Source organism: Sphaerisporangium sp. NBC_01403 (assembly GCF_045040145.1).
Taxonomy (GTDB): domain Bacteria; phylum Actinomycetota; class Actinomycetes; order Streptosporangiales; family Streptosporangiaceae; genus Sphaerisporangium; species Sphaerisporangium viridialbum.
Map to the genome: position 1 here is coordinate 9,742,096 of NZ_CP109534.1, position 12,012 is coordinate 9,754,107.

Here is a 12,012-nt window from a genome sequence, read left to right on the forward strand (position 1 = left end):
CGCGCTGTGACCCCCGGACATCCCCATGGCCTCCCCGACCTCGTCCTCAGGCGCCGCCCGCACCGCGTCCAGGCCCAAGGCGAAGCGGAAGACCCGGCGCACCCCGCGCCAGATCGTGCGCGGCGCCCGCAGGCGGGCCCGCCGCGCCGTGGGCCGGGTGCGCCGCGTCTGGCGGCGCTCGCTGCAGCTCAGGGTGGTCACCAGCACGATGGTCATCTCCATGATCGTCGTCGCGGTGCTGGGCACCTTCCTCACGCAGATGATCAGCAAGGCGGTCCTCGACGGCCGCGTGCACGCGGCGATCGCCGAGGCGCAGGCCAACGTCACCACGGTGACGAGCTACCTCAACCAGCCCCAGGCGGCGGTGTCCAAGCAGTCGGTGGCCTCGCAGGAGGACAGCTCCGAGATCGTCATGGGCGCTCCGCTCGAACAGGCGGCGCTGGCCCTCGCCATGCGGTCGGACGCCCGTTACAGCGTGGTGATACTCAACGCAGACGAGGTCGGCCAGGACCGCGGCACCGGGAACGTCGATCCGAAGAGCGTGCCCCGGCAGCTACGCGACAAGGTGCGGCAGGTCAAGGATCCGCCCCAGTGGTGGCAGTACACCTCGATCTACTACTTACACGACCCGAAGCCGGTGCCGGCCCTCGCCATCGGCTCCCTGGTGACGAACATCTACGGCGGCGACTACGAGGTCTACCACTTCTTCCCGCTGACCGACGACGTGTACACCCTCACCATGGTCCAGCGGTGGCTGATCGTGGTGGGCGTGGCACTGGTGCTCCTGCTCGCCGCCGTGGCTTCGCTGGTGACCCGGCAGGTGGTCACCCCGGTCCGGCTCACCCGCCAGGCCGCCGAGCGCCTCGCCGCGGGCAAGCTGTCCGAGCGGCTGAAGGTGCGCGGTGAGGACGACCTCGCCCGCCTCGCGACCTCCTTCAACGAGATGGCCTCCAACCTGGCACTGAAGATCCACCAGTTGGAGGAGCTCTCCCAGGTCCAGCGGCAGTTCGTGTCCGACGTCTCCCACGAGCTGCGCACCCCGCTGACCACCGTGCGCATGGCGGCCGACCTGCTGTACGAGAGCCGCGAGGACTTCGAGCCCGCGGCCGCGCGCTCGGCCGAGCTCATGCAGAACCAGCTCGAACGCTTCGAGTCGATGCTCGCCGACCTGCTGGAGATCAGCCGGTACGACGCCGGGGCCGCGACGCTGGACATCGACTCGGTCGACATGCGCGACGTCGTCCTGCGGGCGGTCGGCGACTCCCAGCCGCTGGCCGAGCGCAAGTCCACCCGGCTCGACCTGCGGCTGCCCAACGAGCCGTGCATGGCCGAGGTCGAGAGCCGCAGGGTCGAGCGCATCCTGCGCAACCTGCTGTTCAACGCCATCGAGCACGGCGAGGGCCGCGACATCGTGGTCACGCTGGGCGCCGACCGCGACGCGGTGGCGGTGGCGGTGCGCGACCACGGGGTCGGGCTCAAGCCCGGCGAGGAGAACATGGTCTTCGACCGGTTCTGGCGGGCCGATCCCTCCCGGGCCCGCACCATCGGCGGCACCGGCCTCGGCCTCGCGATCTCGCGCGAGGACGCTATGCTGCACGGCGGCTGGCTCCAGGCGTGGGGCATGCACGGCGAGGGGTCGCAGTTCCGGTTATCGCTGCCCCGCCAGGCCGGGGCCGAACTGCGCGGGTCGCCGCTGCCGCTCGTGCCGCCCGAGGTCGAGATGCGGCGCACCTGGAGAGGGCAGGCCACGCCGGTCCTCTCCCCGGCGATCGAGGGGGGCTTCGATGCCGACTAGGTCCCGAGCGCGCGGGCTGCGAGCGTTCGCCCTCGCCGCCGTCGTCCTCGCCTCGGCGTCGTGCTCCACGGTGCCGACCGGGGGCAGCATCTTCCCCGCGCGCGACGCGGGCGGAGGCGACCCGCTCAGCCAGCCGTACGTACGGATCCTCGCAGGGCCGCCGAAGCCGAACGGCTCGCCTCTGGAGATCGTCGTCGGCTTCCTCGCCGCGGCCGCGAGCTTCGACGACCCCCTTCGCGCCCTGGCCAGGCAGTACCTGACGGGGGAGGCCCAGCGCACCTGGAGCCCGTTCGACGCCGTCACGATCTACGACGACGCCAAGCCCAGCACCGACACGCCGCGGGACGACGTCCAGCAGGCGCACGTCGCCCTGAAGGGCACCATGCTCGGCGCGCTCGACGTCGACGGCCACTACGTGCCGAGCGACGCCTCGGCGGGCACCGGGCTGAACAAGGGCTTCACGCTGGTGAAGGTGGGGGGCCAGTGGCGCATCTCGTCCGCGCCGCCCGGGCTGCTGCTCTCCAACGACGACTTCAAGCGCGCCTACCGGTCCTTCGACCTGTACTTCGCGGCCTATCAGTCGGCGGGCCTGGTCGCCGACCAGGTGAGGGTGCCGATCAACCCCGGCGAGGGGCTGGGCAAGTCGCTGGTCCGCCGGCTGCTCGACGGGCCGACCACGCCGCTCAGGGGCGCGGTCGAATCCGCGTTCGGGCCGAACGTCGACGTCAACAGGGTCTCCGCCGACGGTGACACGGTCGTCGCCGACTTCACCTACGGCATCGTCGACTCGGCCCTGGTGGCCGGGAACAGAGAGGCGCTGTCGGCCCAGCTCTCCTGGACGCTCAAACCGCTGACCGAGTCGCGGCGCATCGAGGTGAGGGTCAACGGCGAGCAGTTCCCCGGCGCTCCGTGGGTCATCGACCCGCGCGACTACGAGCGCTTCAATCCGGACGTGCTGTCCTCCCAGCCCACGACCTACTACCTCCAGCAGGGCAAGCTCCACAGGATCGACAGGGACAGCGACAGCCCCGTGACGCTCGGCACGGGAGGCCCGGCGCGGCAGTTCACGCACCTGGCCGTGTCCAACGACGAGCCGCCCAAGATGGCGGCCCTGGAGAAGAACGGCGGCGTCTGGGTCACCGGCATCACCCCCGGCAGCCAGTGGCAGCGCTGGATCGAGGGGCCGGGCCTCACCCCGCCGTCCTGGGACCGCTACGGGGACGTCTGGTCGGTCTCGCGGCAGGGCCCCCGCAAGTCGCAGGTGCTCAGGGCGCACGACCCCTCGCGGCAGTTCACGGTCAGCGCGCCCGAGCTGGAGTCCATGGACGTCAAGGCCTTCCGCGTCGCGCGGGACGGGGCCCGGGTGGCCGTCATCGCGGACGACGGGCACGGCGAGCAGGTCCTGGTGGGCTCGATCAACAGGACCACCTGGGCCGTGGAGAACCTCCGCCCGCTCGTGCCCGCCGACGACGGCCAGCGGATCGTCGAAATCGCGTGGCGGGACGCCAGCACGCTCCTGGTCCTCACGGACACCAAGTCCGACCGCGAGCTGACCCCCTGGTCGGTCACGCAGGGGGTGCGGGTCGAGACGGCCAAGGCGGCGGCCCGCATCGAGACCATCACCGCGGGCCCGGACCCCATCTCGCTTCTGGCCGGCACGGCGGCGGGCGAGTTGCTGATGTGGGACCCGCAGAAGCGCCAGTGGAGCACCCTGGTCAAGAGCGGAGCCGGCGCCCCGGTCTACCCCCTCGGCTGACCGGGCCCGCCAGAGCCGGCAAGTGCCGTGTGACGTGCGACCTGTGCGCAAGTGCCGGGCGGCACGCGGTTTCTGTCGGTGGCGGGGCGCATGGTGGCGGGGTGCTGACCGCGTTCCTCGATCTGGTCCTGCCCGCTCGCTGCGCCGGGTGCGCCCGGGCCGGCGCGGTGGTGTGCCCCGCCTGCGCGGCGGAGCTCGACGCCGATCCGTGCCCGAGGGCGCCGAGCCCGCCTCCTCGCGGACTGCCCGACTGCTGGGCGGCCGCCCGCTACGAGGGAGCGCCCCGCCGCGCCGTCCTCGCGTACAAGGAGCGCGGGCGTACGGCGCTCGCGCGCCCGCTCGCCGCGTCCCTGACCGCCACCCTCGTGGCGGCCCTGCGGGCGACCGGCCTCGACGCGCCGTTCGCCCTGGTCCCGATCCCCAGCTCCCGTGGGGCCGTGCGGCGGCGCGGCCATGATCCCGTCGGGCGGCTGGCGGAGCTGGCCGTACGGGCCCTGCGGTCGCAGGGCGGGCCGGTGACGCTCGCGCCGGTCCTCGCGCAGCGGCGGCGGGTGCGCGACCAGGCGGGCCTGAGCGCCTCGCAGAGAGCCGCGAATCTCGCCGGGGCCTTCGGGGTCCGGCACGCCGGAAGCGCGCGCGAGCATCCTCTGTGGGGGCGGTCCGGCCCGGTCGCGGTGCTCGTCGACGACATCGTGACCACCGGCACGACGCTGGCGGAGGCCGCGGTGGCGCTGCGCCGCGAGGGCGTGAAGGTTCCGCTGGCGGTCACCCTGGCCGCCACGCCACGCCGGGCGCGCTGATGGCGTCGGCGTGCCCCGGCGCGGTCGTCCATGACCGTGCGCTGACCGGACGCGGGCACGAGGCATTCCCGGGGCGCTCACGGTGATCGTCCGAGTGACGGGAGGCGCGCGACACGCCCGGGTTAGATCCAACTCTAAAAGATTACGAAGGGTAATGAATTGGTCAAATCCGGAGCCTGCCCCCGCAGTCACATGTTGCTGGCCGGAACCTCCGATCTCGCAGGTCAACGGATGCGAGAAGCCCTCGCACAACGGCTCCGAGCATCGTCAACTTCCCGTCCGCCAACGGGCTGGGCCCCGTAAGGAGATCACTTACAGTGATCCTTTCGCTGATCTCACGGCTGACATTCGCGCCGGTAGCGACTAGCGTTCGAGCCATGGCACCCGTTCGGGTCCGTGGTTGCGCCGGACCGACCCCCGCAAGGGGACCGGACTGGCTAGCCGATGCCAGCCGCAGGCGAAACGGCCCACGTAAGGCGACTCTTCGTCGACCGATCACGGTGCGGCTTAGAGGTAAGTCCTGCCTTCCCGGAGGGTCAGATGCCCTCCGTCAGAAGAGAAGGACAGTAGTGGCGACTGAGCCGCGAACTCCTCAGCAGGCGGATGTGGGGACGAAGACCAGGTCGGCCGGACGGGTGCCCTCCTCGCAGTCGAGACGAAGGGGGGCCTTTGAGTGGACATCATTGTCAAGGGACGGCACACCAGTGTGAGTGACCGGTTCCGCGATCATGTGACGACCAAATTGGCCAGGATCGAACGACTGGACAACAAGCTCATACGAGTGGACGTGGAGGTGTCCAAGGAAGCGAACGTCCGGGCGACCGACGACCGCGAGCGGGTGGAGCTGACGATCCACTCCAAGGGCCCCGCCGTCCGGGCGGAGGCGTCCGCCGATGACCGGTTCGCGGCGCTCGACATCGCCCTCGGCAAGCTCGAAGGGCGGCTCAGGCGCATCGCCGACCGCCGCAAGGTCCACCACGGCAATCACTGCCCCCCCTCGGTCGCCGAGCTGACCTCCGCTCTGGCCGACAACTACGAGCCGCTGCCCGAGCCGCTTCCCGTAGAGCCCCAGGTACAGGAGAGGGCCGCGGCCGAGAAGTCGCCGCCGAGCGAGGCCGAGTACCCCGAACCGATCGTTCCGATCGAGATGGAGGGGGACGGCCCCCTGGTCGTCCGCGAGAAGTTCCACCAGGCCGACCCGATGACCATCGACCAGGCGCTGCTGGAGATGGAGCTCGTCGGGCACGATTTCTATCTGTTCAGGGACAAGGAGTGCGGGCAACCCAGCGTCGTCTACCGGCGTGTCGGGTATGCCTATGGCGTCTTGCGGCTCGTAGAACAGTAACCAACGCGTTCGAAGATCCTCTCGACCACCCCCGCGCGTCGGAAACCCATGTAATGATGGCGGTTCCGACGGCGCGGGAGCGTCGCGCGGTAGGGATCGACCTACCTGGCGCGATCTGGCTCCCCACGAGGAGGAGGCGTGACGCAGACCGACGAAACGGCCGGCCACTCCGGGCGTGAAGAGCCGATCCGCGTGCTGATCGTTGACGATCACGCGTTGATCCGGCGGAGCCTGGAGCTGGCGCTGGCCGCGGAGCCGGACATCGAGGTGGTCGGCGAGGCGAGCGACGGTCAGGAGGCGGTCGAGATAGCCGATCGCCTTCTGCCCGACGTCGTTCTGATGGACGTCCGGATGCCCAGGCAGGGCGGCATCGAGGCGACCAGGGTCATCAAGGCATCGGTGCCGAGCGCGCGCATCGTCATGCTGACCGTGAGCGACGAGGAGGAGGACCTCTTCGAGGCCATCAAGGCGGGTGCCACGGGCTACCTGCTGAAGGACGTGCAGATCGACGAGGTGCCGGACGCCGTGCGCGGCGTCCACGAGGGCCAGTCGCTCATCAACCCGGCCATGGCGGCCAAGCTCATCAGCGAGTTCGCCAACATGAGCCGCAAGGAGGCCGAGCGCCCGCCGCAGCTCCCTGTGCCGCGGTTGACCGAGCGCGAGATGGAGGTGCTGCGCCTGGTCGCCAAGGGCATGAACAACCGCGAGATCGCCAAGCAGCTGTTCATCTCCGAGAACACCGTCAAGAACCACGTGCGCAACATCCTGGAGAAGCTCCAGCTGCACTCACGGATGGAAGCGGTGGTCTACGCCGTGCGGGAACGCCTCCTCGAGATCACCTGAGCCCACGCGAGCCCTGCGGCCCTACCGCCGCAGGGCCGCCTGGAGCGGCGCCGCCAGCTCCGGCGTGCCGACCCGCTCCACGCGCACGTCGTCGCAGCCGACCCAGGCCGCGGCCTCCCACAGCGCCGAGGCCATGGCCTCCACCGACCCGGCGCGCACCGCGCCCGCAGCACGGCCCGCCGCCGGCTCGAACCCCACCTGCCTGGCCACGAAGGTCGACCCCTCGCGGGCGGGGTCGACCCGCCCGATCAGCCGCCCCCCGGCCAGCACCGGCATCGTGAAGTAGCCGTGGACGCGCTTGTCCTTCGGCACGTACGCCTCCAGGCGGTGGGTGAAGCCGAACACCCGCTCGGTGCGGGCGCGGTCCCACACCAGGGAGTCGAACGGGGACAGCGGGGTGGTGCGGTGGCGTCCCTTCGGCACGGTCTCCAGCGCGGCGGGGTCCGCCCAGGCGTTGGACCGCGCGGCCCCGCCACCGCCCCTGCCGTCGGACCAGCCGGCCACGCGCACCGGCACCAGCCCGGACGTGCCGTCGAGCAGCGCCTGGTCGAGCATCGCCCCGTGGGCGCCGCGCACGCGGATGAAGTCGGCGAGGTCGGCGCGGGTCGCGACGCCCAGGGCGGCGCCCGCGATGCCCGTGAGGCGGGTGACGCACTCGGCGTCGGTGAGCTCCTGGCCGAGCAGGGGAGTGGGGACCACGCGCTCGGCGATGTCGTAGACGCGGCGCCAGCCGACCCTGCGCGTGCAGACCACCTCGCCGATGTCGAGGAGGAACTCCACGGCGATCTTGACGTCGGACCAGTCCCACCAGGGGCCGCCGTTCTTGGCTCCGCCCAGCTCGGTGGTGGTCAGCGGCCCTTCGTTCCTGACCTGCTCGAGCACCTTGTCGACCGTGGGCGGCACCTCGTGCCACCGGAAGCGCCGCTCGCGGTAGGCCCGGCGGCGGAAGGAGTAGAGCGGCCAGTCGGCGATCGGCACGACGCAGGCCGCATGGCACCAGTACTCGAAGGCGAGGGCGGGCTCGTGCCAGTAGGCCCGCTCGACCTCGGCCCTGCCGACCGGCCCCAGCCGCGCGTACGCCACCAGCTCGTGGGAGCGGGCGAGCACGGAGATGGTGTCGAGCTGCACGGCGGCCAGGCGGCGCAGCATGGCGGTCACCCCGCCACGCCGGGAGTCTGCTCCGAGGAAGCCCTGGGCGCGGAGGATGAACCGGCGCGCCTCGTCGGCGGAGAGCTCCAGCGCGGGGGCGGGGAAACCATTCGGCATGCGCTCGATGGTAGGGCGTGCCACCGACAAAACCGATACGCAGGTGTCGCGGCGAAAGAGAACGCCCCCGCCGCGGCGGTGCACGGCGGGGGCGGCCCGGTCTTCCGGGGCGAGGCTCAGCGAAGAGCGGTCAGACGCTGTCGGTGTGACGCTCGAACGGGGAGTGGTGCTCCTGGATCGCGATGGTGCGGGGGGCGTCCTCGATGACATCGGAGAAGATGTCGAACACCAGGGCCAGCACGCCGCCGACCGCGATGACGCCGGCGCCGGTCCAGAAGAGGAACCAGTTGGGACCCATCACCAGGGCGATGCCGCCGATGGTGAACCCCAGCAGGATCACGGTGACGGCGAGCCACGACGTGGGCCTTCCCGCGTGAGACTGCCCGCTGTGTGCCTGCGCCGGTGCGCTGTCGGCCATCCTGACTCCCTGTTTTCGTCCAAATTCCCATGTCGCCAGAGGGGCGCCCCGAGGCAAAGATTCCCTCCCCTTACCATCGCACGATATACAACGTCACTCCCCCTCCCGCAGGCCGTGCCCTGTAAAGGCCTCAGGTGGGAGGGGTCGGGGAACCTTCGTGCTCCGTACAGCGTCGTTGACGATGGCTGTGTCCGGTGGTGAAACCGCCTACCATGGCTACGGGGAACCATGTCTCGTCCTCATGTCCGCAGCCGTCGGGCCGCGGTACAGACCTGCGAGGAGCTTTACAAAAAGTGCCAGCCATTCTCGACAAGATTCTTCGCGCCGGCGAGGGCAAGGTCCTGCGTAAGCTGAAGCGGATCTCCGAGCAGGTCAACTCCATCGAGTCCGACTTCACCAGCCTCAGCGACGCCGAGCTGCGCGCGCTGACCGCTGAGTTCAGGCAGCGTCACGCCGATGGCGAGTCCCTCGACGACCTGCTTCCCGAGGCGTTCGCCGCCGTGCGCGAGGCGGCCCGCAGGGTCCTCGGCCAGCGCCACTTCGACGTGCAGATCATGGGCGGGGCCGCGCTCCACCTCGGCAACATCGCCGAGATGCGCACCGGTGAGGGCAAGACCCTGACCTGTACGCTGCCCGCGTACCTCAACGCGATCGCCGGCAAGGGCGTGCACGTCGTCACGGTCAACGACTACCTCGCCAAGCGTGACGCCGAGAACATGGGCCGGGTGCACCGCTTCCTCGGTCTCGAGGTCGGCGTGATCCTGGCGAACATGCCGCCGGACGAGCGCCGCAAGCAGTACAACGCCGACATCACCTACGGCACGAACAACGAGTTCGGCTTCGACTACCTCCGCGACAACATGGCGTGGTCGCTGGATGAGTGCGTGCAGCGGGGCCACGCCTTCGCCGTCGTCGACGAGGTCGACTCCATCCTCATCGACGAGGCCCGTACGCCGCTGATCATCTCCGGTCCCGGCGAGCAGTCCGGCAAGTGGTACCAGGAGTTCGCCAAGATCGTCCCCCGCCTCCGCCGCGGCGTCGAGGGCAAGGAGGGCGAGGAGAGCACCGGCGACTACATCGTCGACGAGAAGAAGCGCACGGTCGGCGTCCTCGAGGCCGGTGTCGAGAAGGTCGAGGACTGGCTCGGCATCGACAACCTCTACAAGCCCGAGCACACCCACCTGGTCGGCTTCCTCAACAACGCCATCAAGGCCAAGGAGCTCTACAAGAAGGACAAGGACTACATCGTCGTCGACGGTGAAGTCCTGATCGTCGACGAGTTCACGGGTCGCGTGCTCCACGGGCGCCGCTACAACGAGGGCATGCACCAGGCCATCGAGGCCAAGGAGTCCGTGAAGATCAAGGACGAGAACCAGACCCTCGCCACGATCACCCTGCAGAACTACTTCCGCCTCTACTCCAGGCTGTCCGGCATGACCGGCACGGCCACCACCGAGGCGAACGAGTTCCACCAGACCTACAAGCTCGGCGTCATCCCGATCCCGACCAACCGGCCGATGGTCCGCAGGGACCAGGCCGACGTGGTCTACAAGAGCGAGGACGCCAAGTTCAACGCCTGCGTGATCGACATCAAGGAGCGCTACGAGCGGGGCCAGCCGGTCCTCGTCGGCACCACCTCGGTCGAGAAGTCCGAGAGGCTCTCCAAGGCGCTCAAGCGGGCCGGCGTCCAGCACGAGGTGCTGAACGCCAAGAACCACGCCCGTGAGGCCACGATCATCGCCGAGGCGGGCCGCAAGCACGCCGTCACGGTCGCGACCAACATGGCCGGCCGAGGCACCGACATCATGCTCGGCGGCAACTCCGAGTTCCGGGCCGACATCGAGCTCCACCAGCGCGGCCTGTCCCCGTCGGAGACGCCCGAGGAGTACGAGAAGGCCTGGCCCGAGGCGCTCGAGAAGGCCAAGGACGCCGTCAAGGCCGAGCACGAGGAGGTCACCGAGCTCGGCGGCCTGTACGTCCTCGGCACCGAGCGCCACGAGTCCCGGCGCATCGACAACCAGCTCCGAGGCCGGTCGGGCCGTCAGGGCGACCCTGGCGAGTCCCGGTTCTACCTCTCGCTCGAAGACGACCTCATGCGGCTGTTCAACTCCGCCCGCGTCGAGATGATCATGACGCGGCTGAACATCCCCGAGGACGTGCCGATCGAGTCGGGCATCGTCTCCAAGGCGATCGCCTCGGCCCAGCACCAGGTCGAGCAGCAGAACTTCGAGATCCGCAAGAACGTCCTCAAGTACGACGAGGTCATGAACCGCCAGCGCAAGGTGATCTACGCCGAGCGCCACCGGGTCCTCGAGGGCGCCGACCTGCGCGACCAGGTGCGCGACTTCATCACCGAGGTCGTCGAGGGGTACGTCCAGGCGGCCACCTCCGAGGGCTTCGCCGAAGAGTGGGACCTCGACAAGCTGTGGAAGGCGTTCCAGCAGCTCTACCCGATCTCCGTCACGGTCGACGAGCTGATCGAGCGCGAGGCCGACGGCGAGCGCGAGAACCTCACGCCCCAGCTGATCACCGACTGGGTGAAGGGCGACGCTCTCGCGGCGTACGAGCGGCGTGAGGAGGAGCTCGGCGCCGAGACCGTGCGCGAGCTGGAGCGGCGCGTCATCCTCTCGGTGCTCGACCGCAAGTGGCGCGAGCACCTCTACGAGATGGACTATCTCCAGGAGGGCATCGCGCTCCGGGCCTACGCCCAGCGCGACCCGCTGATCGAGTACCAGCGGGAGGGCTTCGACATGTTCGCGGCCATGCTCGACGGCATCAAGGAGGAGTCGGTCGGCTACCTGTTCAACCTCGAGGTCGAGGTGCAGGACAACCCGATCGTCGAGGAGGTCGCCGCCGTCGACGCCAACGTCACCGAGGCCGGTGCGATCATCTCCAAGGCGCTGCGCCGGCCGCAGCGCCCCACCGAGATGATCTACAGCGCTCCCGGTGAGAGCGGCGAGGTGGAGCAGACCCGGGTCCGCACCACCGCGGAGGAGCGCGCCGCGTACGGCAACGTCGAGCGCAACGCGCCCTGCCCCTGTGGCTCCGGCAAGAAGTACAAGCGCTGCCACGGCGACCCGAAGAACGTCCAGGTCTGACCTTTCTCCGGACGGCCCCGCGACCACCACAGGTCGCGGGGCAGTATCCGTGTCACGCGGTCTCGAAGTCCGTGCACAGCCACTGCGTGCCGTGCCGTTCGAGGCGGATCGCCAGCACGTGGCTGCGCTCGCCGCAGCGCACCAGCACGCACGCCTCGACGGCGCCGTCACGTGGCTGGTTGACGTGCGGCAGCCCCACCATCGGCGGCCGTCTGGTGTGGATCATCCTCCCGGCGCGCACCAGCTCGGCGTACGCCCTCTCGGTGAGGCGGTCGGCGACGGTGCTCGGCGGGCGGCGGCCCGCCAGGATCTCGGCCATGGCCTGCCCGAGGCTCCGCAGCCCGCGCTCGTCGGGCGTCGAGCCCGCCGCCCCGCCCGCCCGGAGGGCGTACGGCCCCGTCCTCGGCTCCCGGGGCTCGCAGGGCGGGTCGTAGGCGAGGGCGAGCGCCCCCTGCGTCGGCGGCGGCGCCACAGGCAGCGAGCCGGGGCCGCGCTCGTCGTCGTAGGGAGGGTCGGCCGGGGGGACGGCACGCAGGCGGGGGAGGGTGACCGGTCGGGGGGAACGTCGGGGGAGGCTGGACATCGGGGCACTCCGGTGTCTTCGGCGAGTCTTGACGCACTAATGAGTTTCCGGCCAGGCCCGGTGATACGGCGGGCTCCAACTTCCTGCTCCGGCGGCCGGTTCGTACGG

Annotated in this window: 9 protein-coding genes; 6 read left to right on the forward strand and 3 right to left on the reverse strand. The window is 70.3% G+C overall.

Annotated elements, in window-relative coordinates; all coding sequences use genetic code 11:
• Positions 1–25: 25 nt before the first annotated feature.
• The 5 genes from mtrB (at position 26) to OG589_RS44085 (ending at position 6,539) form a co-directional block, all read left to right on the forward strand.
• Entirely contained in the window at positions 26–1,795 is a 1,770-nt protein-coding gene (gene mtrB, locus OG589_RS44065) for an MtrAB system histidine kinase MtrB (protein ID WP_405144892.1), read from the forward strand.
• Positions 1,785–3,551, forward strand: coding sequence for an LpqB family beta-propeller domain-containing protein (locus tag OG589_RS44070; protein ID WP_405144893.1), 1,767 nt, complete (start codon positions 1,785–1,787; stop codon positions 3,549–3,551). The genes mtrB and OG589_RS44070 overlap by 11 nt, the downstream gene beginning before the upstream one ends.
• A gap of 101 nt (positions 3,552–3,652) precedes the next feature.
• On the forward strand, positions 3,653–4,351 hold the full coding sequence (locus OG589_RS44075; RefSeq protein ID WP_405144894.1) for a ComF family protein: 699 nt from the start codon (positions 3,653–3,655) through the stop codon (positions 4,349–4,351).
• Positions 4,352–5,024: 673 nt separating this feature from the next.
• Entirely contained in the window at positions 5,025–5,696 is a 672-nt protein-coding gene (gene hpf, locus OG589_RS44080; protein WP_405144895.1) for a ribosome hibernation-promoting factor, HPF/YfiA family, read from the forward strand.
• Between the two features lie 138 nt (positions 5,697–5,834).
• Positions 5,835–6,539 carry a response regulator transcription factor gene (locus OG589_RS44085; RefSeq protein ID WP_363912482.1) on the forward strand — a complete coding sequence of 235 codons (705 nt, stop codon included), beginning with the start codon at positions 5,835–5,837 and terminating at the stop codon, positions 6,537–6,539.
• 21 nt (positions 6,540–6,560) lie between these two features.
• Here OG589_RS44085 and OG589_RS44090 read toward each other — a convergent pair whose 3' ends face one another.
• Positions 6,561–7,805, reverse strand: coding sequence for a winged helix-turn-helix domain-containing protein (locus tag OG589_RS44090; RefSeq protein WP_405144896.1), 1,245 nt, complete (start codon positions 7,803–7,805; stop codon positions 6,561–6,563).
• A 130-nt stretch (positions 7,806–7,935) separates the two neighbouring features.
• The gene (locus tag OG589_RS44095; protein ID WP_405144897.1) at positions 7,936–8,223 is read right to left on the reverse strand and encodes an HGxxPAAW family protein; all 288 of its coding nucleotides are present in this window, start codon (positions 8,221–8,223) and stop codon (positions 7,936–7,938) included.
• A gap of 293 nt (positions 8,224–8,516) precedes the next feature.
• On the opposite strand from OG589_RS44095, the gene secA reads away from it, so the two are divergent.
• Positions 8,517–11,321 (forward strand): preprotein translocase subunit SecA, encoded by a 2,805-nt coding sequence (secA, locus tag OG589_RS44100; RefSeq protein WP_405144898.1) that lies wholly within the window; start codon positions 8,517–8,519, stop codon positions 11,319–11,321.
• A 52-nt stretch (positions 11,322–11,373) separates the two neighbouring features.
• On the opposite strand, the gene OG589_RS44105 is transcribed toward secA, so the two are convergent.
• Positions 11,374–11,904 carry an Rv3235 family protein gene (locus OG589_RS44105; protein WP_405144899.1) on the reverse strand — a complete coding sequence of 177 codons (531 nt, stop codon included), beginning with the start codon at positions 11,902–11,904 and terminating at the stop codon, positions 11,374–11,376.
• Positions 11,905–12,012 lie beyond the last annotated feature (108 nt).